Annotated in this window: 22 protein-coding genes; 11 read left to right on the top strand and 11 right to left on the bottom strand. The window is 45.6% G+C overall.

The features are described 5' to 3' along the window. Positions 1-123 precede the first annotated feature (123 nt). Positions 124-615, bottom strand: coding sequence for a CAP domain-containing protein (locus GWC95_RS00120; RefSeq protein ID WP_161816642.1), 492 nt, complete (start codon positions 613-615; stop codon positions 124-126). Between the two features lie 177 nt (positions 616-792). Further along, positions 793-1,224, bottom strand: coding sequence for an rRNA maturation RNase YbeY (ybeY, locus tag GWC95_RS00125; protein ID WP_161816643.1), 432 nt, complete (start codon positions 1,222-1,224; stop codon positions 793-795). Between the two features lie 185 nt (positions 1,225-1,409). Between ybeY and GWC95_RS00130 the strand changes: the two genes are divergently transcribed. The 4 genes from GWC95_RS00130 (at position 1,410) to GWC95_RS00145 (ending at position 5,708) form a co-directional block, all read left to right on the top strand. Beyond that, positions 1,410-1,649 carry a FeoA family protein gene (locus tag GWC95_RS00130; protein ID WP_161816644.1) on the top strand — a complete coding sequence of 80 codons (240 nt, stop codon included), beginning with the start codon at positions 1,410-1,412 and terminating at the stop codon, positions 1,647-1,649. Positions 1,650-1,664: 15 nt separating this feature from the next. Continuing rightward, a complete protein-coding gene (nadD, locus tag GWC95_RS00135) occupies positions 1,665-2,234 on the top strand; it encodes a nicotinate (nicotinamide) nucleotide adenylyltransferase (RefSeq protein ID WP_161816645.1) in 570 nt (189 codons plus the stop codon). Between the two features lie 120 nt (positions 2,235-2,354). Beyond that, positions 2,355-4,808, top strand: a complete 2,454-nt coding sequence (locus GWC95_RS00140; RefSeq protein WP_202630176.1) for a S9 family peptidase — start codon at positions 2,355-2,357, stop codon at positions 4,806-4,808. 87 nt (positions 4,809-4,895) lie between these two features. Further along, positions 4,896-5,708 carry a serine protease family protein gene (locus GWC95_RS00145; protein WP_161816646.1) on the top strand — a complete coding sequence of 271 codons (813 nt, stop codon included), beginning with the start codon at positions 4,896-4,898 and terminating at the stop codon, positions 5,706-5,708. A gap of 9 nt (positions 5,709-5,717) precedes the next feature. Here GWC95_RS00145 and GWC95_RS00150 read toward each other — a convergent pair whose 3' ends face one another. The 4 genes from GWC95_RS00150 to nadA all read right to left on the bottom strand — a co-directional run bounded on the left by GWC95_RS00150 (position 5,718) and on the right by nadA (position 10,511). After that, positions 5,718-8,141 carry an LTA synthase family protein gene (locus GWC95_RS00150; RefSeq protein ID WP_161816647.1) on the bottom strand — a complete coding sequence of 808 codons (2,424 nt, stop codon included), beginning with the start codon at positions 8,139-8,141 and terminating at the stop codon, positions 5,718-5,720. Between the two features lie 26 nt (positions 8,142-8,167). Next, positions 8,168-8,629 (bottom strand): DUF1905 domain-containing protein, encoded by a 462-nt coding sequence (locus GWC95_RS00155; protein ID WP_161816648.1) that lies wholly within the window; start codon positions 8,627-8,629, stop codon positions 8,168-8,170. Positions 8,630-8,638: 9 nt separating this feature from the next. After that, complete coding sequence (locus GWC95_RS00160; protein ID WP_161816649.1) at positions 8,639-9,409, bottom strand: hypothetical protein; 771 nt, start codon at positions 9,407-9,409, stop codon at positions 8,639-8,641. A 100-nt stretch (positions 9,410-9,509) separates the two neighbouring features. Further along, the gene (gene nadA, locus GWC95_RS00165; RefSeq protein WP_161816650.1) at positions 9,510-10,511 is read right to left on the bottom strand and encodes a quinolinate synthase NadA; all 1,002 of its coding nucleotides are present in this window, start codon (positions 10,509-10,511) and stop codon (positions 9,510-9,512) included. 707 nt (positions 10,512-11,218) lie between these two features. On the opposite strand from nadA, the gene GWC95_RS00170 reads away from it, so the two are divergent. The 5 genes from GWC95_RS00170 to GWC95_RS00190 all read left to right on the top strand — a co-directional run bounded on the left by GWC95_RS00170 (position 11,219) and on the right by GWC95_RS00190 (position 16,688). Beyond that, entirely contained in the window at positions 11,219-13,312 is a 2,094-nt protein-coding gene (locus GWC95_RS00170) for a peptidylprolyl isomerase (protein ID WP_161816651.1), read from the top strand. A 122-nt stretch (positions 13,313-13,434) separates the two neighbouring features. Then, positions 13,435-13,944 carry a DUF2480 family protein gene (locus GWC95_RS00175; protein ID WP_161816652.1) on the top strand — a complete coding sequence of 170 codons (510 nt, stop codon included), beginning with the start codon at positions 13,435-13,437 and terminating at the stop codon, positions 13,942-13,944. Between the two features lie 140 nt (positions 13,945-14,084). Next, positions 14,085-14,495: a hypothetical protein gene (locus tag GWC95_RS00180; protein WP_161816653.1), complete on the top strand. Its 411-nt coding sequence runs from the start codon at positions 14,085-14,087 to the stop codon at positions 14,493-14,495. A 50-nt stretch (positions 14,496-14,545) separates the two neighbouring features. Further along, on the top strand, positions 14,546-15,133 hold the full coding sequence (locus GWC95_RS00185) for a penicillin-binding protein activator LpoB (RefSeq protein ID WP_161816654.1): 588 nt from the start codon (positions 14,546-14,548) through the stop codon (positions 15,131-15,133). A 112-nt stretch (positions 15,134-15,245) separates the two neighbouring features. Next, a complete protein-coding gene (locus GWC95_RS00190; protein ID WP_237722011.1) occupies positions 15,246-16,688 on the top strand; it encodes a COG3014 family protein in 1,443 nt (480 codons plus the stop codon). Here GWC95_RS00190 and GWC95_RS00195 read toward each other — a convergent pair. From GWC95_RS00195 to GWC95_RS00215, 5 genes are all read right to left on the bottom strand, one after another. Then, positions 16,678-17,499, bottom strand: a complete 822-nt coding sequence (locus GWC95_RS00195) for a sterol desaturase family protein (RefSeq protein WP_161816655.1) — start codon at positions 17,497-17,499, stop codon at positions 16,678-16,680. The genes GWC95_RS00190 and GWC95_RS00195 overlap by 11 nt on opposite strands. An 81-nt stretch (positions 17,500-17,580) precedes the next feature. Continuing rightward, the gene (locus GWC95_RS00200) at positions 17,581-18,045 is read right to left on the bottom strand and encodes a nuclear transport factor 2 family protein (protein WP_161816656.1); all 465 of its coding nucleotides are present in this window, start codon (positions 18,043-18,045) and stop codon (positions 17,581-17,583) included. A 27-nt stretch (positions 18,046-18,072) separates the two neighbouring features. Continuing rightward, positions 18,073-19,398 (bottom strand): exodeoxyribonuclease VII large subunit, encoded by a 1,326-nt coding sequence (locus tag GWC95_RS00205; RefSeq protein ID WP_161816657.1) that lies wholly within the window; start codon positions 19,396-19,398, stop codon positions 18,073-18,075. A 144-nt stretch (positions 19,399-19,542) separates the two neighbouring features. Then, positions 19,543-19,857, bottom strand: a complete 315-nt coding sequence (locus GWC95_RS00210) for a hypothetical protein (protein WP_161816658.1) — start codon at positions 19,855-19,857, stop codon at positions 19,543-19,545. Between the two features lie 15 nt (positions 19,858-19,872). After that, positions 19,873-20,673, bottom strand: a complete 801-nt coding sequence (locus GWC95_RS00215; RefSeq protein ID WP_161816659.1) for a hypothetical protein — start codon at positions 20,671-20,673, stop codon at positions 19,873-19,875. 775 nt (positions 20,674-21,448) lie between these two features. On the opposite strand from GWC95_RS00215, the gene dgt reads away from it, so the two are divergent. After that, positions 21,449-23,083, top strand: a complete 1,635-nt coding sequence (dgt, locus tag GWC95_RS00220; protein WP_161816660.1) for a dGTP triphosphohydrolase — start codon at positions 21,449-21,451, stop codon at positions 23,081-23,083. Continuing rightward, a complete protein-coding gene (locus GWC95_RS00225) occupies positions 23,064-23,813 on the top strand; it encodes a hypothetical protein (RefSeq protein WP_161816661.1) in 750 nt (249 codons plus the stop codon). Before dgt ends, GWC95_RS00225 begins: the two co-directional genes overlap by 20 nt. The last annotated feature ends 285 nt before the right edge of the window (positions 23,814-24,098 follow it).

A 24,098-nucleotide genomic window follows, 5' to 3' on the forward strand; every position in this document is an offset into this window, starting at 1 on the left:
TACCTTTTAATTAGCGAAGCAGAGCAGGATAACGAAAGTTCAGGTTCCACGTGAAACATTGCCGCCTATTTGCGTGAATACCAGCACTTTGAAAACCCGTCCATGTTCCACGTGAAACATACCTTACTGTTTACACGCAAAATCCTGTACGATAAAGTATTGATTCTCCTCTTTCCCATATTGTGCGGAGCCAACGCCCATTTCATGTAAAACGGGGTTTAAAAGTGTCTTGCGGTGACCCAAATCCGCCACCCCTATATCGAGGTAAAGCAAAACCATAGACAAAAGCACACTTTGACTGCACAATGAAATGTTCTCGTTTGCGCAGTACTTGATGCCGGCCGCCGTCATTCTTGATCCAAAATTTGCGCCGTTGGTTGAATTGTGGCCCAGCGGCGCTTTCTTTTTGCCTATATCGTCTGCGTGCGATTGTGCTGTTGCCACTAATACCTTGTTCAACACAAACATCGGGAGCGGTCCAACCATCATCAAAGCTGCCTTCAGCGTTACGGCCTCGTTCCTGTTAAGCGTCGGGAAAGCTTCAAGTATTGGCTGAATGGCGTTGTTCCAGAATTCAACGGGATTGCGCCTTGCATAGTTGGTCCAGTAGAGCATCTCCCTACCCTCTTTGGAGAGTCGGCCGTAACCGGGTTGCGCCCGGTTCCAATTCTCAACAGCCGTATCCTTTACATTGGGCTCGGGAACAGTCTTTGATTCAAGTTCTATGAAAGCAACCTGGGCGGACCCAAAGACTGGTAACAAAAGAAGACACAATAAAAACGACCTGAACATCTATTTGCTTTTTTCAAATAAACGCAAATAATGCTCTTCTCTCTCCCGCATCAACGTTATTTCACTTTTCCTTTTGTCTTTGTACCCGCACAAATGGAGTGCGCCATGAAAGATCACGCGGAGCATCTCGGCTTTGAACGTTGTTTCGAGGTTTGAAGCATTGTCCTTAACACGGTCAACGCTGATGTAGACCTCAGCTTCTACCGGCTCTCCTTTTTCAGAAAGGCCAAACGTGATCACATCCGTATAGTAGTCGTGCTTTAGAAAATCACGGTTCATGCGCAACAAAAAATCGTCGGAACAGAAAATGTAGGTGATGTTCGCTAGTGCCTGTTTCTCCTTTTTAAAGATAGAAGCGACAAACGCCTTTAACTTCGAACGCTCCTGCAATCGCAACGTTCTGTCTGCCGAGCGAAATTCTACTGCTGCCATATCTATATAACGTAGTACCGATAAACGCTATTGCATGTTATTACCATAATCGTAAGAAGAACCCGCACAGGCTGGCTACCTTCGAAGTCCCGAACACCATACAGCGGCCGCCAGGTATTCCGAACATAAAAGAAACCGGTGCGTTGTATTTTGTTCATTCCAATCACCCCACGCACCAGGAAGAAATGATACGATTGTCAGAATTAAGTGTAGGTCAAAAAGCAGTTATCCATTCATTTGAAAAAGACGAGATCTTTATCAAACTAATGGAAATGGGTTGCGTGCCCGGCGAAAAGGTACAAATAGAACAGATCGCTCCGCTCGGCGACCCGATCTCTATCTCGGTGGCAGGTTACCACTTAAGTTTACGTCTGAATGAAGCAAATAGTATCTTCGTAGAGACAGAAACCATCTTAAACAATTGATAATCAATCATTTAAGTGAAAATTGGCTTGTACTTTGGCTCGTTTAACCCTATTCACATAGGCCATCTCATTATTGCGAGCCATGTTGTTGACCATACCGATATGCAGCAGGTCTGGTTTGTGGTATCGCCCCAAAACCCGATGAAGCCTTCTTCTGTTTTACTAAACGAATACCACCGGCTTCACCTTGTTCATCTCGCCATAGAAGACGATCTCCGTTTGAAGGCTTCCGAAGTCGAGTTCAAATTACCGCGGCCGTCTTATACCATAGACACGCTTACTTATCTCCAGGAAAAATATCCGCAGCACGATTTCTCTGTGATCATGGGCAGCGACAGTTTTCAAAACCTGCCGCGCTGGAAAAACTTTGAGCTGCTCATAAAAAACTACGCTTTCATTATTTACAACCGCCCGGGCTTTGAAGTGAAAGATCCGCTCAACGCCCGCCTCACCATTCTCGACGCACCCATGCTCGAGCTGTCGGCAACCGAAATACGTGAGACCATCCGCGAAGGCAAGTCGATCCGCTACCTCGTTCCGGATAAAGTACGGGAGGAAATTGAGAAATACGGGTACTACAAATAACCATCTTTCGCCCCGGATTACCCGGTTGGCGATTCACACGCCCGCTCACCGAATTCTTTTTTTGCCGTTTTCAAATTGCCTAGATTTATAGATCAAACAACCAAAACCGAACTGCCCAAGATGAAAATTAAATTTCTCGCGCTGCTGCTTTTGACAGCATCTGTTTGTCACGCACAATTAACTGTTGAAAAAATCATGAAGGATCCGAAATGGATCGGCACTTCCCCAACCAATGTGTTCTGGTCGCAAGACAGCAAATCAGTTTTCTTCAGCTGGAACCCAAATGGAAACGTTTCAGACTCTACCTATATATATAACATCAGCGGCGGTGAGCCGCAGAAAGCGGGGTATTTCGAAACGCAAAAAATGCAGGCGTTGAATGGCGCGGTTTACAACAGCACCAATACCATGATGGTGTATGCTTACCGCGGAGATCTTTATCTTACAGATCTCAAAACAAACAAAACAACACGCATTACCCAAACCGAAGAATTTGAATCGCAGCCACGGTTCATTCAAAAAGACGAATCGATCGCGTACAACAAAAACCAAAACCTGTTTGCCTGGAACCTGAAAACAGGTGTTACCACCCAACTCACCAACATCACGCGCGGTGCTGAAACCGTGGCGGCCCCGCAGGTAGCCGGCAACTTTGGTGGTGGCGGACAAGGACGCGGTGGTGGCGGCGGCAACTTCGGAGGACAAGGCGGCGGCGGTGCTCAACGTGGCTTTGGCGGTGGCGCCGGTGCAACCGTTTCGGTCGGAACACAGGAACAGTGGCTGCAACACGAGGCCCTCGAAAACTCAACCGTACTTACAGAGCGCAAACAAAAACGCGATCTCCGCAGTGCCTTTCTTAAGGGCATGAAAGATACCGATACGCTCAAAACCATCGGCATCGGCGATAAATCTTTGCAGGGCTTGCAAATCAGTCCGGATGGAAGATTTGTTACCTACCGCCTATACACCGCACCCACTTCAGGAAAAAACACGATCGTTCCGGATTATGTAACCGAGAGCGGTTTCACAACCGATATACCCGGCCGCACAAAAGTGGGCGCCCCTTTGGGTAAATATGATTTTTATGTTTTCGATAAACTGCGCGATTCTTTGATACTGGTTTCAACCGACCAGATCCCCGGCATACAGGATGTACCGGATTACTATAAAGACTACCCGCAAAAATTCGGCGCGCGCCGTGCACAAAACCGCCCGGTAACTTTTGGCGGTGTGTATTGGAACGATGCCGGAACGGTTGCGATCATCGACATCCGCTCACAGGACAACAAAGACAGGTGGCTGATGAAACTCGATGGGGCCACAGGAAAACTTTCACCGGTAGACCGCCAGCGCGATGAAGCCTGGATCGGCGGACCCGTTCGCGCAACAGGATGGATCAACGACAACACTTTCTATTTCCAGAGCGAAGCCACCGGGTACGCACATCTGTATACCTACGATGTGAACACAGGAACCAAAAAAGCCATCACCGAAGGAAAATACGAAGTACAGAATGTAGAACTTAGCCAGAACAAACAAATCTTCTATCTCTTAACAAACGAAGAACACCCGGGCAAACAAAACTGGTACCGCATTAAAACCGATGGCACCAAAAAAGAAAAGATCACCAGCATGGAAGGCGGCTACGAAGTGAGCATGTCGCCCGACGAAAAATGGATCGCATACCGTTACTCTTATACAACCAAACCTTGGGAACTCTATATCCAGGAAAATGCGCCAGGTAAAAAACCTGTGCAGGTAACCAACAAGGGTATGAGCGATGAGTTCAAGGCCTATGCATGGAGAGACACAAAAGTAATCACCATACCGGCGCGCGATGGCCAGCAGATCTACGGCCGTGTTTTTGAACCGAAAGGAAAGAAAAACGGTGCAGCTGTCATCTTCGTTCATGGCGCAGGATACCTGCAGAACGTTCACTACTGGTGGAGCTCCTATTTCAGGGAAACCATGTTCAACAATTTACTGGCAGACCAGGGATACACGGTTATCGACATCGACTACCGCGCAAGCAGTGGTTATGGCCGCGACTGGAGAACCGGCATCTATCGTTTTATGGGAGGAAAGGACCTGACAGATCATGTTGATGCCGCGAAGTTCCTGGTAGATAAATACGGCGTAGATGCAACACGCATCGGAATCTATGGCGGAAGCTATGGTGGCTTTATCACGCTCATGGGACTCTTTACCACACCCGATGTATTCAAAGCCGGCGCAGCGTTGAGGCCCGTTACAGATTGGGCACATTACAACCACGGTTATACTGCAAACATTCTGAACGAACCTTTTAACGACAGTCTCGCTTACGCAAAATCGTCGCCCATCAATTTTGCAAGCGGCCTGAAAAATCATTTATTGATCTGCCATGGAATGGTGGATGTGAACGTAAACTTCCAGGATGCAGTGCGTTTGTCTCAAAAACTCATTGAACTGGGCAAAGACAACTGGAGCATCGCCCCATACCCAGTAGAGGATCATGGCTTTGTAGAACCAAGCAGCTGGACAGACGAGTACAAAAGGATCTTAAAGCTGTTTAACACCACGTTGTTGAAGTGACCCTCGTGACTCTCTACCCTGAACCGTGAATAATTAACAAAACATATTCACGGTTCAGGGCAGACGACTCACGATCTTTATACCCTGATGAAAAAACTGTACCTGTTCATATTATTTATTGCCTTTTCCCTTGTTTCCTTCTCACAGAAAAAACTGGGCATAACAGAATACACAACCAACACCACCATCGGCATACGCGCCAATGGAACTCAAACAATCAACGGAACAGGACTGTTTTTTACTTTTCAGACAACAAAAGGAGCGGTACCTTCTGTAATCACGAGCAGACGTTTGCTGGAAGATGCGCAGTCGATCACATTCTTTTTCCTCGAATCCAATTTTGCCGGAATACCGCAGTATGGAAGAATGCAGGAGATAACGCTGAACAAAACCGACCTGGTTGTATTCAATCACCCGGACAAAGACGTGGATCTCTCGCTGATACCGCTCACCGGCGTGCTTACACATTTCATCAACAAAAAGATCACGATCAGCTTTCATCCCATTACAGAAAATGTGATCGCGCGCGACTCTCTTTCAAAAACATTGAATCCTGTTGAAACCGTTTACCTGGTCGGGTATCCTTCTGGAAGCAGGAAAGAATTGGGTGGAACCCCCTTTGTGAAAAAAGGCATCACCGCTACCCCCCTTTTTGCAGATTACAACCAACGCAAAGAATTTCTGTTCGATATTCCATTTTATGACGGCCAGCTCGGCGCACCGGTTTACATATACCAAAATGGAAACGTGGACCGCAACGACCAGCGAATGGACGGACAAAGAATTTTGCTCGCTGGTATCTCCACTTCTTCTTTTACAGAAGCCGGTGCGAGTGTTGCCGTAAAAGCATCCCGCATCCTGGAGTTTAAAAAATTGCTGGAAGAAACCAGGCAACAATAGCCCGCGCAGTTACTTAATACCAAATATTTTCAGGCGGATGTTCCTGATCCTGAGATCCGTTACAATAGGGCCGTTGTATAAACCAAGATCAAACCAAAGATCCTTTACCTTCTTGTAATCATCCATCGTAAAAAGATCTGTGGCCGTTACCTCGTTCCATTGCCTGGGAACAAAATCCCCTTTGGTCAATGTTTCCATGTTGCGTTTGGTCCAGTTGAGAAAATTCATCCCGCGGTTCTTTGTATCGATCATTGAAAAGCGAAGCGAAGGATAGTTCTCTGGATTGGGATCGGCAATATTCACACCCGCTGTAAATTCAACAAACAGGTACCGGTAACCTTTGGGCAGTTTATACATCGGCATCAGCATGGTATCTGTGCGATGGGTAAACAGGTAATGCGTGCTTGTATCGTTGTAATCAAACACCAACTCCTTTTTTCCCGGCAGCAACTCTTTTTCCGCGGGATAGATCCTGTTGTTCTCACACACATACCCATTGATCTTTTTAAAGTTCTCGCGCAGCGCGATGATGTGTTTCTTAAGTGTATCGTTCCGGTATTTTACCTGGGTAAGATCGGGGTTGATCCTGTACAACTGGTTGTCTGATAAAAAATATTCCTTGTAAATATAGTCGCCTATTTCCCTGTCCCACCACATAAACGGCATCGACTGTTTATTCCGAAACGCAGTGGCTGTATCTATTACACCGCTTAACCAATGCACTTCTTTCGGGTAATTGTTGAGTTTAAAATTATCGTTCAGCAACGCGAGGATGGTTGGTGTAATGTTGTTGTGCGTGTTTACAGACAAGAACTTCTGCGACCGCTTCAGCATTGGAGAATAGATCATGAACGGTACATGATAATCATCCATTTCGTTAATGGTGGGAAAAGAACCGATGTGATGATCTCCGGTTATTAAAAATATCGTGTTGGAATAGTCGGCGCGCTTCCTGTAATCGCTGAAAAATTTACGCAGGCAATCATCCGAAAACATAAAAGTAACGAGTACCTCTTTTGTTTGCCTTAGTGTTTTTTTGATGGATGAGGATACGTTCATCGTCTTCAATTTCTCGTCAAACTTTTTCTCGTACTGTGGTTTCTGTTCAAAGAGATAAGGCATGTGTGTGGTGCCCGTGTGAAAGATGTTGAAGTAGGGCGTCTTTGGCAGCGAATCCATCACTTCAAATGCGCGGCTGTAAAGTGCATCATCTGGATAGCCCATGCTCCATCCTTCTTTGCCGATTCCCATTTCCTTGTATTTCGAAGGATACTGCGTTAACGTAAAATCAGTTCCCTGCAGGCGGATGAATCCACCCATGTTATCAAAATCGGTATTAAAGCCTACAAGGAATTTTGTATGATAGCCATTTGCCTTCAGGATCTTTGTGAGCGACAAATGTTCCGGCATCACATTCATCACAGAAAAACCACGTTTGCCGTAGGGAAGTGATCCTTCAATGGCAGGGTGTGCCGCAAATGTACCCGGGGCGGTGCTAAGGAAATTATCCCAGGTAAGGCTGTTGTGCGAAAGCGAATCGAGGAACGGCGTAAAGCTTCCGGCGAAAGCATGGTCGCCACTGAAATCGCGCGACAATCCCTCCACCACCAACAGCACGATGTTAGGCGGTGTTTGTTGGAAATTGAAAAACCCGCCGAGCACATCTTTTTCATCGTTGCTGTGCAGTAAGGGATAGCTGGTGCTTGTAAAATGAAAGGGTTGGTTGGCCTGGTAAAAAGCCACTTCCTTTTTCAGCGCCTCATCCGTCAATACTTTTTCCGAGGCATTTTTGTTCCTGAAATAATCGTAACTATCTTCAACCCAGTACGTGAACTTATTGGCAGTAAGATAGTAAGCGCCGTTCTGTGAAAACCAATCTGGTGAAGGGTTTGCGTACCTGATCAAAACAACCGAAAGAACGGATAGGCCTGCCAAAACGGATAAATATTTTCTGCCGGCACTGATCTTTTTTGTGACCCGCGCAGAGACAACAAAGTAAAGCGGGATGTAAACAAAAAAAGAAAGATAAGGCTTGATACCGGCGCCTGCCATTTGTTTGATCGTTTCAATGGTATCACCCGCGTTTCGCGTAAACAGCTCATGATCGAAGGGATTGTTCCGCTGCGAAAAAGTGATCAGCAGCGCCAGGCAGGATACAATGAACATCACGTTCAACACATGAAACAAAACAATACCGGCCCGTGTTTTTATTTTTGAAACAAGCCAGCAAACCACAAAAGCCACACCCGAATAAATGAACCAGAGCCATATATCATAAAACAAACCGGCCACCTCGAATTGCCAGGCATGGGGGGTGAAAGATTTGGATGCCACAACTATGTATTCAAACACCCGCATCAGGCAAACTGTGATGAGCAGTGCAAAAGCAATACGTACAAAGGGCAGTACAAAAGAGTTTTTCTGATCCGGCATAAGCATTGTTGGGCGGCAAAGTTATTTTATTTACCGGCTTTCTCCTTCAGCTGCCCAACTACTTTAACAATGTTCCGCTCAATGGATTCAGGGCTTTTGAGAAAACGCATGTACCTCAGGATCTCTTTCTGCCGCGAAGGGGTAAGGCCTTTAAAAGTGGCCGTCAGTTTTTCTTTCGCCAAGGCTTTTTTGAAAGCGGGCAACATGGCAGGCGTTCTTTCTTCCGGGTGATGGTTCTGTTCAAGAGCAAAACGGGCCCTGTCGCCATTTTCCAGGTTCGCACCTTTCAACATCGGGCCGTTCACATAAAGGCGATACGGTTCGTTTTTTACCGGCATCAGGGTTTGAACAAAGGGGAAGCCATTGATCGTTCCCTTTACATAAATAAAGCCTTTTTCAACTTTCAATTGATCTGTTATCCTCCTGGGAACGGGCACACAGGGATTGATGCCAACTTTATAGATCGTTTCTGTAAAAACAAAAGGCATACGACTGGCTTAGGGTAAATTTGGGCCTATAAAACCCGGATAGCTTTGCTCGGCAGGAAAAGCGAACAGGCAGATATTCATTGTTTCTTCTGCTGGAAAAGCTTTGTTGCGCGGCTTTCTGAGCGCTGCGCCTTTCAGTTTCTTCAGTACCTGCGCAGATATTTGTGCGTTTACGAATGGTAGCAAGGGCTTTACACTGGTGATCACTCTTTCTTTGTTTACTTTTAGCTGGTACACCGCAAATTGCTTTTCCTTTACATCTACATTTTTGATGCTGCGCAAGTGTTCATAAAAACTAAAAACGCCTGCATCGGTGTTCGTCAATGTTATTTTTTTATCGCGTAGCCCGGTAAGTATTTTTAACACGAACTTTCTTTCCTCCGCGATTTTTTTAGTAATGCCGGGATACCTGGCTTCGTCGTAAACCCTTCCTTCGTATTGCTCGGGCGCGGAACAGTAACCAAACACAAGCTCTCCTTTATTGTTTTCCGTCGCAAATACGAGCCACACCGTATTTTTCTGGATGCCTATATCGCAGGATGTATTTTTTCCACTCGCCCTGATCTCTTTTACAGGTTTTCCTTTGAAAAGATCAACAATGGTTATGTCAAGAACATCGACGTCGCTGTTTTGAGGGTCGGCATGTACGTTGTTTACTTTAACCAGTCCTACAAACGCTGCGCGCGCAAAATTGTCGTTGAACGTAGGGAAAGCGCAGCTGCAGGCAAATAGCTTTGCTGATAGAAATAAAATAGCGAGTGATGTAATTAATTTTTTCATCCGGGCCATCTATTAAACGAATTTCGATCGCTCATTCCTGTTGAGCCTGGTTGTTTCGTTCTGTTGAATTTACGGATTTGCCGGCGATTCCCTGTTAAAACTACCCGATCAATCCCGCCGCCCTGCTGATCTCCATCATCCTGTCCATCGGTTTTTTTGCGGCCAGGCGTAAGTTTTCGTCCATCGTAATCTCCGGAACCTCGTACTCCATGCACAAATAGAGTTTCTCTAGCGTATTCAGCTTCATGTGCGGGCAATCGTTGCATGCACAACTGTTGGTAGGCGGCGCGGGAATGAACGTCTTGTGGGGGCTGTTCTGCTGCATCTGGTGCAGTATGCCGGTTTCTGTGGCAACAATAAATTCTGTTGCATCGCTCACTTCGGTATATTTCAGGAGTTGGGTTGTGCTGCCTATGTAATCCGAAACACGCAGGATCGGTTCTTCGCACTCAGGGTGTGAGATCAGTTTTGCCTTCGGGTGCCTGATCTTCAATTTCGTGATCTTTTCGAGGCTGAAGATTTCGTGCACCATACATGCGCCATTCCACAGCAGCATGTTCCTTCCCGATTTTTTATTGAGATAAGCGCCAAGGTTTTTGTCGGGTGCAAAAATGATCGGCTGGTCCTTTGGCACACTCTCTATGATCTTTTCTGCGTTGCTGCTTGTACAGATGATATCGCTCAATGCTTTGATATCGGCGGTACAGTTGATGTAGGAGATAACGATGTGGTCCGGGTGCTTGTCTTTAAAAGCTTTGAAGAGAGGCGCCGGCGCACTGTCTGCCAGTGAACAGCCCGCTTTCAGATCGGGCAGCAGTACTTTTTTGCCTGGGTTTAAGATCTTGGCTGTTTCGGCCATGAAGTGTACACCGGCAAAAACGATGATGTCTGCATCCGTTTTGCTGGCCTGCTGTGCAAGGCCGAGGCTATCGCCGATATAATCTGCCACATCCTGGATATCCGGTTCCTGGTAATAATGCGCAAGGAGTATTGCATTCTTCTCTTTCTTTAGACGGGCAATCTCCGCAAATAAATCGAGATGCGGATCGATTTCCGTATCAAAAAAACCTTTCTCCAGGATATCGTTCGGTTGAATGTTCATAACGCTTGTAATAATACTATTAAAATCTTTTTATAAAACTTACCTATTACTATTAGGGCTGTGGATATCGGGATAACTTACTTGTTCACAGAGTGCGAAGTTAATTACCATTTGGTTATCCACTCTAATCCACAATTTCATCCACAGCCGTTTTTGCAACTGCCATTGGTTTTCTGCGGTTTTTTAACAATCGTGGATTAACCAATTCACATCCTTCTTTTTCCTCTATCCACTTTTAGCCAACTGTGGATTAACAGGGATAATCTCAAAGTGAACTTTCCACTTTCTGCTTTCAGTATATGCCGGAAGGTTATTTGTTCGATCTCTTTCCACTTTTCTCCATTTCAAAAACCCGTTTTCCCCACAGGATTTTGCCCTTATGCACAACCCGGTGTGAATAGATTTTTTGAAGCGTTGAACCAGGTTTTTACGGATCAGGCGTTTTTCCGCAAAGTCGGATCCCAGTTTCTATATATAATATAACAACAAAGCCCCGATACTGTTCCCCCGGGCCGTTTCACCAATCCTGCGTTTATTTATCCGCTTGGGAGGCCTGCCGACTCCCATCAGCCCGTATTCCGCCCCGCCAAAGCCCGCGTGTTTATTAGAAAAAACAGGTTTTTCCACAATTTGTTCTAATGCTTTAATACCCTATTTTTGCGTCCCGCCTAAACGGGACCAAAACAATTTAATATAACTAAACTATTATGTCTGTAATTCAACGTATTCGTGACAAGGGAGCCTGGATCATCTTTGGTATCATCGCACTGGCCCTGATTGCCTTTATTCTCCAGGATGGGGTTGGCCGTGGAAAAGGGGCGGTGTCTAACTCAACAACCATAGGTAAAGTGAACGGTGTAACGATTACGAAAGCCGAATTTGAAGAAACACTGGCCATGCAGGAGCAGATGTATGCACAGCAGGGTGCAACCCGTGAACAACTGATCGCCCCAAGCTGGCAGCAGAAAGTAGAGGAAGTATTGCTCAACCAGGAATTTGAGAAACTGGGGCTGCAGGTTTCCCCGAAAGAACTCAGCGATATCCTTTTCGGCGAAAATTCTCCTTTGCGCCAGCAGTTCACCGATCCTAAAACAGGGGTGTTCATGGTAGACAAGGCCAAGGAAGCGATCGCGAACGTAAAGAAGAGCAAGAATGCAGAAGAAGTTAAGATGCTCAGGAAACAATTGCTCGACCCAACCATCCAGCAGGCCCTGCGTACCAAATACCAGGCGCTGATGATCCAGTCGGCCTATGTTCCCAAATGGCTGCTCGATAAACAGGCGGCTGAAGCGGCTTCCATCTCGAACATCTCTTATGTATATGTGCCGTATATGTCTGTGAGCGACAGCGCCGTTAAAGTAAGCGATGACGATATCAACGCCTATGTTTCAAAACACAAGAAACAATTCACCAAAACAGAAGAGACAAGGAACATTGCCTTTGTAGGTTTCAGCACCGCGCCAACAGCGGCGGATTCTGCCAATGCGCGTGCGCAGGTAGAGAACCTGAAAGCGGATTTTGCCGCGGCAACCGATATGCCGGCCTTCTTTACAAAGAACAGCAGCGATCTTGGTTATTACGATAGCTACATCAGCAAAAGCCAGATGCAGCAAACCAACAAAGACACGCTCGCAAACATTCCTGCCGGAACGGTGTATGGTCCTTACCAGGACGGACGTTACTTTATGCTCGCAAAAAAACTGGGCAACAAACAATGGCCAGACAGTGCAAAAGTGCGTCACATACTTATTATGACGATGAACCCGCAATCGGGACAATTCGTTCGCGAAGACAGTACAGCTAAAAAGCTGATCGACAGTATTGAAACCGCGGTAAAAGGCGGAGCAAACTTTGATGCACTGGTTGCGCAATACTCCGACGACGGCGGAAGCAAAGACAAGGGCGGCGTTTACGATTTCTTCCAGACAGGCAGGATGGTTCCGGAGTTCAACGATTTTGCGTTTGATAAACCGGTGGGAAGCAAGGGCGTAGTTAAAGTGCCTTACGGTTACCACTATGTAGAAGTACTGGGCCAGAAAAATGTGGGCCCTGCGTATAAAATCGCGTATCTCGCAAGGCCTATCATGGCGAGCAGCGAAACGGTATCAACGGCGCAGAACACCGCGGCGCAGTTTGGCGTATCGGCGAAAGACAACAAATCGTTCAATGCAAATGCAGCCAAAGCGAACCTACCTGTTTTGGGTGCGGCTGATATCAAGGAAAATGATTTCACCATCAATGGCCTTGCAGGTATGAACCGCCAGCTCGTTCGCTGGATCTACGAACACGGCAACGGCGATGTTTCAGAACCCTTTGAAGCAGGCGACCAGTACATCGTGGCCATCATTACCGGTGTTAACAAGGCGGGACTGATGTCGGCGGCAGAAGCGCGTCCGATGGTAGAACCGATCGTAAGGAACGAGAAGAAAGCAAAACAGATCATCGAAACAAAATTCAAAGGCAATACGCTTGAGTCTTATGCCAGCAGCACCGGTGCGCCGGTATTGCGTGCAGACAGTGTGAGCTTTGCAGCGCCGTTTGTTCCGAATGTGGGCAACGAACCCAAAGTAGTGGGCGCGGCTTTCAACAAGGCCCTGGCCGGGAAAGCAAGTGAACCATTTGGCGGAAACACCGGCGTATTTGCCGTAAAGGTTGAACAAACCGGGACCAAGCCAATGACACAGGATCTGGAAACGCTCAAATCAGCCCTTCTCCAGGCCTCCAAAATGGCATCGTACAGGAGCCTCGAGGCACTGAAGAAAGAAGCCACGATCAAAGATTACCGATCTAAATTCTATTAATAGAGAAACCCGGCACCAGTTGCCGGGTTTTTTTTGCGATCAAAAATAAGCCGGGAGCCCAGGCCCGGGGCATTGCTCCGAACAATACCCGTCCAAAATTGTAATTTTACAAAAAGGAACCTATGAGCGAAGCATTGGTGAACAAGGTGGCAGAGAGCGGGTTGATCAGTTTTGACCTGGAAGAATATTATCCCAAAGGCGAGATCAGGACGTTTGACCTGAAGGATTACCTGTTTATGGGATTGATACTGAAGGAAAAAGATTTCCGCGCTGCATTGCTGGCCATAGATTGGGAGACTTACAGAGATGCCAATGTTGCCCTCACCTGCTCGGCCGATGCCATCATACCGATGTGGGCCTACATGCTGGTTGCCAGCTACCTGCAGCCGGTTGCCAAAACAGTTGTGTTTGGCGATGAACAGAAACTCATCAGCACCCTTCTACTCAAAAATCTTGATGCCGTTAACGGGGAAGAATATACAGACAAGCGCGTAGTTGTAAAAGGCTGCGGCGACCTTTCTATTCCCGAAACGGCGTATGTAGAGATCACCAACAAACTGCGGCCATTTGCAAAGAGCATCATGTATGGAGAGCCGTGCAGTACGGTGCCCATTTTCAAGAAGAAGGGTTAAGCCAAAACATGTGATACCCGATCACATCATCCCCCACCGCTCACAGCGCGCAGCCGCCCTTTGTCCGTTTTAAGCTCCAGAAAGCCCATCAGCAGGATTTTGGTATTAGTTTTGTTATGAAAAGCAAAAAAGGAGGACCTATGTTCCGGATTTTTACAACCATGCTGGCTGTTTGCGTAACAATTACCTCATTTGCGCAAAACACGAACACACTGGCGCCAGATCAGAATCCCAATTATATGGTGAGCCAGTTAAAATACACCAACACAAAAGACTCGCTGCTCAGTTATTCGAATACGACTGCGCAGGAAACGTACAAGGCCTACGACTGGCTCGAGGCGCGGGAAGAGCGCCGCAGCGAACGCAGAGCCTACAGGCGGGAGGCCGCGCTGCTCAACGGCTATTATTCGCCCACGGTTAATTATGGATGGAGCAACTACGGCTACCGTTCTTACAACAATTATTACAACCCATATTACAGCAGGAGCCGCTGGGGCTTCGGCCGCCCGTTCATCGGGTTCAGGACAGGTAACTGGTGGTTTGGATTTTAACCAGGCATACCACAACAGGAAACATCAACATCAACCAAAACAAAATATTTATGAAACGCACACTTTTACTCCTTACACTCGTTACAGCTACTTTATTTTTCTCTTCCTGCTCGAGAAGATCCGTTACAAGAATTGACCCTTCTGCAGCCATAGACCTGAGTGGTGGATGGAACGCAACCGACAGCCGGCTTACCGCAACAGAGATCACCAACCAGATCCTCACAGAAAAATGGTTGACGAACCACCTTACGGCAAAAGGAAAAAAGCCGGTGGTGATCGTTGGCCTCATCACCAACAAAAGCCACGAGCATATTGAGGCGGAAACATTTATGAAAGACCTGGAAACGTCTTTTATACAAACCGATAAGGTAGGGCTTGTACAAAGCGGCAAAAAACGCGAAGAGATGCGCGCCGAGAAAGCAGACCAGCAAAGCAATGCATCACAAAGCACCATGAAAAAATTCGGCCTCGAAAAAGGCGCTGATTATATCCTCCAGGGGTCCATCAATTCTATCGTAGACGCATACCGCAGGGAAAAAACAGTTACCTACCAGGTAAACCTCGAACTCACCAATATCGAGACCAATGAAGTGGTTTGGATCGGTGAAAAGAAGATCGCGAAACTTGTAAAGAACTAGAGGGAGAATTGATGAGTGGCCCGTATGTTCCTGTTTGGAAACATACTGCCTGTTTACACCCTCATAACCGGGCCACTCGCCACACACATCCCCGAACACCAAAACATCCCTCATGAAAACAATCATGAAACAGGCATGGGTTGTATGTCTGATGCCTGTTTTATTTTCCTGTGCCACGTATAATTCTAAATTGTCGCGTTACTACAGCAGCGTGCAGCAGGCGGATTATGCGAAGGCAGACGAGCAATTATCGGCCAACAGATTTCTGCAGGCCGACCGTAACCGTTTGCTCTTGTATATGGAGAAGGGAAAGCTCTACCACCTGCGCGGATCGTACGACAGCAGCAATTTGTATTTCAACCTCGCAGATAATTTCATCGAGAACAAAAGAAAAACCACCGGCGATAGAATTGTTGGCAACCTGCTCAACCCGATGATGGAAACATACCTCGGCGAAGATTACGAGCGTTTTCTCATTCATTATTACAAAGCGCTCAACTATTTATACAAAGGTGCGGTTGATGATGCCGTTGTTGAAGCAAGAAGGATCACGCTCAGCACCAACGCGCAACAGCAGAAATTCAGTCCCACCTCAACCCGCTACACAGAAGACGCATTTGCGCTGATGGTGCAGGGTTTGTTGTACGAAACTTCGGGCGATGTCAACAATGCCTTTATTTCTTACCGCAACGCTGCAAATCTGTTCCTGGATGCACGGGGACCTTATTACGGCGTTGCCTGTCCTGAGCAATTGAAGAACGACCTGCTACGCACCGCCGATCAACTGGGGTTTGCAGACCAGCTTGATGTTTACCAGAAAAAATGGAACAAGGCCTACACCAAAACCGAAGCCAGCGAAGGCGGCGAGCTCGTTGTGTTTTTTGAAAGGGGGATGGCGCCGGCAAAAACAGAGCAGAATTTTGTGCTCACCAACTCGGGCAACGGGAGCGATTTCTTTTTTACCAGCCAGTATGGAACATTTAATGTTCCCTTCGATTATAATTATGCAAACCGCTCGCGCAATGATTTTTCATTGAACCGGTTCAGAACCATACGAGTGGCGGTTCCGTCGTATGTGCAGCAGCCATACGAGGTGGCGCGCGCATCGGTAACCGTAAATGGAAAAAGACAGGGCGGGGAGCTGATCGAGGATCTCAATACACTCGCGCCGGCTGTTTTGAAAGAAAGGATCGTTCAGGAAGTGTCGAAGGCCCTTGTAAGACAGGTTGTAAAAAAACTAACCGAAGCGGGAGCGTCGGCAACGGCAAAAGAAGTTTCGAAAAACAATTCGAAAGAAAAAGACGAATCCAAAAAGAAGGCGAACGCGGAAATGGCGGCATTGACCACCGGGCTGCTGGTAAACATTTTCAATACCGCAACGGAAAAAGCCGATACGCGCAACTGGCAATCGCTGCCGGCATACATTCAATACGTGCGTGTGCCTTTGCAGAAAGGAGAGAACAATGTGCAGTTGCAGATCGGAAGGCAAACAAAAACGGTAATCGTAAACGGTAATGGAAACCTGCAGTTACTGAACTGGATCGTTATGCGTTAACGGTTGCTACGCTGATGCCGGCGTTTTCTTCCTCTTCTTCGGTTTCGTTAAGGATGGCCTTGCGTGATTTTACTTCTTCGAAACGCGTATCGTAATCGGCGCGGAGCGTTCCGAGCATCCTGTCCCAGAACAAAAAATACAAACCGTAATTGCCTTTGAAATATTGGTGATGCTGGTTGTGGTTAACCGAAGTGTTGATCCATTTACCTACCGCGCTTTTACTAAAACCCTTTGGATACAATTCATACCCGAGGTGACCGTAAATATTGTACACGATCATAAACAAAAAGAAGATCATCAGGTGTGTGCCGTGAATGGGAACGGTAAAAAGGAAAACAACCACGATACCGGTTTCCACAAAAGCCTCCAGCGGATGAAATGCATAGGCCGCCCATGGTGAGGGGTTGGTAGATTGGTGATGCACCAGGTGAAACCACCTGAACAAACGCCTGTGGTGCATCAACCGGTGTGTGAAATAGAAATAGGTATCGTGCATAATGAACAGCACCGGGTACAACGCGAAGTAATACGCCCATCCATGCTCTGCGATCTTAAAATACCGTGTTGTATGCGGCGCCACAGCGGGGTGTGTGAAGAGCACCAGTGAAACAAAAGAGAAAATAAAGATCGTGATCACAGAATAAAAAACCTCGCGCAGGTAATCCGTGTTTTTAGGAAAGCGCGACTGGATCTTCTTATAAAAAAACTTTTTCCTGAACAGGATATAATAGATCCCGAAAGCAATGGCCGCAAACATAAAGTAGCGCCCGCCAATGAGCCATACGGTCCTGAAAAAGAAATCGAGTGTCATAGTTTGAAGGTAAGAAATTTTAGCGCTGCAGGTGGGTTGTTTTATGCCATTCACCGTGCCAACAATACAGGCGCCGTATCATTAACTGTTCATGAATTTATGCAGGGTTGCCTTGGCCTGGTTCTGCACCCGTTTGTGAAAGAACCCGGTCCACCCAAGCAAAAGTCCGGTAATGCCGAACGCCTGCCTGCTCCATTTGTAAATAGGAAAAGCATCGCTGTGTTCAATGATCATCCCATCGCGAAAACGCATATGCGCCCTTACCTTGTTAACGATGCGGCGGTTGGTTTTTGAAAAAACGTAGGAGGCCGTCCAGTCGGTGGTTGTGTACTCCTCATCCAGCAACTGGATATTGCCATACACCAATGAAAAATCCTTTGCGCGTTTACAGAGCATCTCCCACATGGCGCGGGTTTCGTTTGCATCGAGCAATCCAAAAGCGGGATCGCTGAACACCGCATCTTCGCCGTAGCACGATTGCATGGTTTCATAATCCAGGTTTTGAAAGGCGGTATAGAATTTATGGATGGTTTCGGTGTTGGTCATGGCGATGGGTTTCATCAAAAATACAAATTACCGGTGCGCCAGCATCAACCCGATTGCCAGTCCCACAATTACCGCTACCACCAGCCAGCCAATGCTGATGCCTTTCTGCTTCTCCGCTGCAATACGTTGCGCCTGCTGGATGAGGCGGTCTTTCTGAAGCTGTTGCTCCTGCAGCGACTGTAGCTGTTGTTTCAGCGTTCCGATCTCCATGGCATGGAGGTTGTTTTTTTCGAGGCTGGTGCGCGCCGACAGTTCCTCAAACCCCTTGAGTTTGTTTTGAAGCAATTGCTGCTGCGCCTCGAAGCTGCGTCTTGTTTCTGCGAGCGTTTTCTCGTACAACTCGCTGTTCGATTTGAGCTGGTCGGTCAGATTTTGCACCTGCTTGCCGTAATTGGCGGTGAGCTGGGTAGAGATGTCGTGAACCAGTTTGGCTTTCGACTGTTCAAATTCCTCGAGGGTGTTGTTGTAGATTTCTTTGAGATAGTTGCCGAACTGGGTGGGTGTGATGAATTTTTTATCGGCCAGTTTCTCGAACAGGCTCACATCCTGCGCATGGCCGATGGCCGAGGCGATGATGGTCTGCGTTTCTATGATGGCTTCGCAGATGGCCAGGTTCTCAAAGATTTCCAGGTTCTCACCGCCACCGCGGGCAATACACAGGAGGTCGGCCCCCTGCGTGTCGAGCGCCTGGATGGTCCTGGTGATCTCCGTGGGTGATGCAAGGGAGATGCGGTAAAATTCGATGTCGTAGAGTGTAACCGCTTCTTCCATCGCCCTTTTGATATCCGCGTCGATGATGCCCGAGCGCCCCATGATCACTTTTACCGAAATGCGTTTGTTGTGAAAGATGGCATTCTTGATGTGGGCGTCGAGATCCTTGAAGCCGCGTTCTACTTTTTTGTTGAGCAGTTCGATCTTTTTCGTTTCCTCCTCCGAAAATTTGTTAACGCGCTGCGCCAGCAATTCTATGAGGTTGATGTAGATGCTGATCTTCCCGTCTTTTTCCACCTTGCGCGAAATAAAACCATTGAACTCGATGGTTTTGTTGTCTTCGAGCTGGTTGTGCATCAACGCCGAAGTGAGGAGCGTGATGGAATTGTCGCTGGCCTCGTCTTTCAGTTTATCGTAATAATAACCGCCGTAATTGGCGGTGCCCACTTTCCTGAACACGCCGCGCACCTGTATGATCTTTTTCTCCTCCTTGGTAACCGTAGCCGCATTAAAAATGGCCACGATAGAAGAAGGCGAAAAGAATACGCCGGATTCGTCGCTGGGTGTTCTTTCTTCCTGGGTAACCGTATTCGTGTAGGCCATCGTTCCTCTCTTTTCCGGCCCTAAAATTACGGAAAGCATAGAGAGGGGTCTAATATTTTAGCTGGCAATCGGTCAGGTTATGCGTTGCCTCTTAAAACGGCACTGTATTAAAAAGAACAAACCCCATACGGGGTTCGTTCTTCTACTTTCAGTAAATGGTTTTTGCGGAGAGGATCTGCTTTGTTAGAAATAATGCGCTCTTATGATCGGCATTTTGCTGTCGAGGAAGCTGGACACGAGATATACGAGGATCCCTGCAAACACCAGCAATACCAACGCGCAAAACGCATACACAAAGATCTTCTCCTTTAAGGGTTTGCCTGCTTCGGGCCGGATGTTCTCTATTTCAAGCAGATAAACGATCGGCCTTGTAACAAGCGCAACCAGTATAAAAAATACGGTCACAAAAACCAGTGGCGAAGTTGCTCTGCGAAACACGAGGAACAGCAGCACGGCTGCTACTGTTGTGATTGCCGAAGCATTTTGTAGTTTTTTCATAGAACGTTGTTTTAATTAATCCCAGGCTTCCCATGCAACACAGAGTCCGAAGGTAAGCAACGCGCCTGCGGCCGAAGCGCCGATGGTAGAACGGATCGCAGATTTGCAAACATTGATGATGCCATCCATTCCCAGGTTATAGCCCCTGATCACACCGATCAGCGATTTGATGGTTGACCAGTTTCCTACGATCACACCGATGATCACATCTTTCAGGCAGTCGGTAACCTCGTCCATCTGCAATTTATCGGAACGGATGCCGGCGGCATTGCCCGACAATGCATTGGTAGCCACCATTGCAGATTTTTCCTTGCCTACTCTTTTGGCAAGGTTGCCAAAGCTGATCACCCCCGGGTTGCTGGGATGCTCCGAGCGGTAAGAGGGAGAAGCCACCCTGTTGATCGCAACATCGAGCACGCCCTGTTGGTCTTCTACCGGCAGTTCGTACAGTGCCGGGTTTTCGTTGTAGAACATTACCAAAGCGGCCAGCGCATTTGCGGCGCGGTCAACCTGGTAATCGTCCATACCCGGCGGATTGTAGGAAGGAGGAGGAGGAGGATAATAAGGGTCGGGTGGTGGAATGTAACCCGGATCTTCGGGATCGTCCTCCGGCGCGAGTATATCGGTTTTAACCTGGCGGAGGTTCACATCGAGTCCGCCGTTGCCGATCTTCTCGATCAAGGTTCCAAAGGATTTGCTTGCCAGAATGGTTTCTACCAGTTCGGCTTTTTTGTCTACGGGCGCGTTTGCAATGTCTTTTTTGCAACCCACGGCAACTACCAGCAGGAGGCAGCTGGCATAGAGGAGTTTCCTCATGGCATATTGGTTTTAAGGGTTAAGAATGGCAGCCCGAGCCCAGCCCGCGATGCAGCTGGCGGAATAAAAAAATTCATTGGCTGTTTCCGTGCGATCCGCGAAGCCTGCTCGACTGGGCCTCGTCTTTTTTCATTTTTTCTTAGGGTTGATCAAAAGAAAACCATCCCGCATATTCTTGCGCAAGGAATAACAAATTTGCTGTGGGGGGTGCAAAGTTTGTCTGATCAGCTGTGTTGCAGAGGATTTGATCATGCTTTGAAGCACGGTTAAATCCTTGTTGTAAAATAAAAAAGGAAGTAAATGTGATGGGTTTAAAATTTTATTAAAAAGGTGTCGGATTTTTTCTACAAGGGGGGTGGGAAATGATTACGGGTTTTGCTGGGGAGCAAAAAGCGTGTGCTGATGTTAAGCATAAATACTTAAATGATTTTGCTAGAACCAAATACTTCCATTTGTATCTTGGTACAGCTCAAACTTTTCATTTTGTATCCCTTAATCTATTTCTTGCGATAGGAACTTTTCATGCAAAATTTCACATGGCAAAGTTCGTACAGGGTAAACTGTTATCCAGAAGTTTGGTTATTTTTATTAAAAACGAACTAATGCCCGCAATGGATTTCATATCTGAGGCAGTTATTTAATAGATTGTTCGATTTATAATAATTTTCTTTTATATTTGATATAATATCCTTCTCCCCACTTCCCGATCAAAGAATAACAATGGTATAACTCCAACATACCGACGTCTCTATTTTGTTAACTCTAAAAATGATATATGGACTGGAACAAACTGCTTTCTAACAAAAGAATCAAGAAGTCTAAACCCCTTGATATAAGGAACGAATTTGAGAGCGATTACGGTCGGATTATTTATAGTCCAGCATTACGTCGCATGCATGATAAAACGCAAGTATTCCCTTTAACGACTGATGATAATATACATTCTCGATTAACTCATTCAAATGAGGTAATGTCATTAGGGTATACATTTGGTTTAATGCTTTGTAAATCAAAAAAAATTCAAAAGAAAACAGGAAAAGATGAGCTCGGATTAATGCGTATTCTTCCAATTTTACTACAAAATGTATGTCTCATTCACGATATTGGTAACGCACCATTTGGACATTTTGGAGAAACGATCGTTTCTGATTATTTTAAGAACTTGCAAAAAACCAAACACCCAAAATTTACAGAATTGACCCCCTGGCAAAAAAGGGATTTTTTCAATTACGATGGAAATGCGCAAGGTCTTAGAGTTATAACAAAACTGCAATACCTGGATAACCCATATGGTCTAAATCTCACATTTGCCACGTTAGCCTCTTATTTGAAATATCCTAATCATGATGAAATAAATGATAATGTCGAAATCCAGTTAAAGGCAAAAGGGAAGACTATAAAAAAGAAGTTTATCGAGAAATCAAAGCATGGCGTATTTTTCTCCGAGCGAGCTTTTTTTGACATGATCATAAAGGAAACTGGTTTAAAAAACGGCGATACCATACTCCGTCATCCACTTTGTTATTTGATGGAAGCGGCTGACTCAATTGCTTACTTATGCATGGATATGGAAGATGGATTTAACAAGGGGGTTTTTGATATTTCTTATATAAAAGATTGCTTCATTAAAAACACATCTAAAGTTGCAAAAAGAGTAATAGAGATTTGCAATGATGAGCTCATGAATCCAACGACCAAAATGGTTAATGTACGGATCAAGCTGATCCGTTATTTTGTCGATTTGGCTTTTGCTAATTTTGAAAAAAATCTCGATCTAATTGAAAGTGGAAAATACGGAATTGAACTTATCAAAGATGATCCAGACAAAATATACAAGATATTACAGGGTTGTTCCAAAAAGATTTTTGCATCGCGGGATATAAATTATTTGGAATCCACTGGTTATGCGGTATTTAAGGGGTTATTGGATTTTTATGTTGGATTTCTTTTTCACGAAAATCCCAAGTACGTAAAACGTGCAAAAAGCCTAATATCAAAATCTGTAATAGACGCTGCCTTAGATGAAAATCTTATTGAGATTAGTGAGCGAAAGCTTGCGAAAATTTTGGGGGCTAACAAGGCTGATGCTGGCATTTTCAAACATAATAAAGGCAAACTTAAAGATATAAAAGAAGAACGCGAAAAATTGAAAAAAGATTCTGACGCTTTTATTGATCTAAAAAAGACCTATTCTGTTCTTTTAGACAAACAAATTAGAGAGGAGCTTTCAGATGAAGATTTGAAGCAAATGAGGTCTCTAAAAAAGAGTATAGAGGATATAATAAACCCGGAATTTGAAGATTTAGATGACTACTTTAAATTTAGAGTAATTTTGGATTTTATATCTGGTATGACCGACCAATTTGCTTTAAATCATTATCAAAAATTAAGTGGACAAAAGATTATCTGAAATAAAGGAAACAATAAGTAATTCTAAGCTTGCATTTTATGACTACTTAATGCAGACAGAGAAGCCGGAGGTAATGGATTCCATTGTCCGCGTAAGCAAAAAAACCAGGGTTTTTATTTTTAGTGGGGTTATCAGAAATTTTTTTCTTGGAGAGAGGAATAACCGAGACATCGACATTATTCTTGAAAATGAAATTGATCTATTAGAAATATTTGCTGATGCCGAGATTCACAAAAATAGCTTCGGAGGTTATAAGATATTTTACCACAAGACAACCATTGACCTGTGGTACCTAAAACAAACCTGGGCTTTTCAAAATGACCATTTTCCAACGTTCAGTTTCAATTTGGAAGCAAAAATTCCTGACACGGCTTTCTTTAATTTTTCGTCAGCAGTTTATTCATTCAACGATAAAACATTTTACTACACAGACGATTTTGTTAGATTCCTACGAGATAGGGAAATTGATTTTGTTTATAAGAAGAATCCGAACCCAAAGCTTTGCGTAGTTAACACGTTATATTATTCAGACAAGTACAAATTGAACATAAAAGACAGATTGAAAAAATTCATCTTTGAATTATACAATGAAAACGACAAAGATTACCAAAGTGTACAATTAAGGCATTTTGGCATTGTGATCTATCCAAATGATGTCATTGAACATAGGTTAGAGACTATTTTTGATTATAAAAAAAGGGGGAAAGGGAAAACCATCAATCGTAAGTAACCCTAATAGTACATTGATACAAGCCAATAAACGAGCTTCGTTGCCAGCCCGCTGCTGGATATCTGTAGATTTTCTAGTATTAGCTATCTGTTATCTTGCTTAAAGAGGATCGATTTATAAGCAAGTCTCTTCAGAGAACATGTAAGCTACTCCCGGAACTTTCGAAAAATTCATTGCGGCGACCAAGGCTTCAACCAAATGAAACAGCAATATTTTACATGTCCCACTATGATCTCTATTGAAAATGAGAACATTATGTAAGGACGCGGGTTCTAGAGGAGAAAA

Source organism: Sediminibacterium roseum (genome assembly GCF_009939005.1).
In the GTDB taxonomy this organism is placed as follows: Bacteria; Bacteroidota; Bacteroidia; order Chitinophagales; family Chitinophagaceae; genus Sediminibacterium; species Sediminibacterium roseum.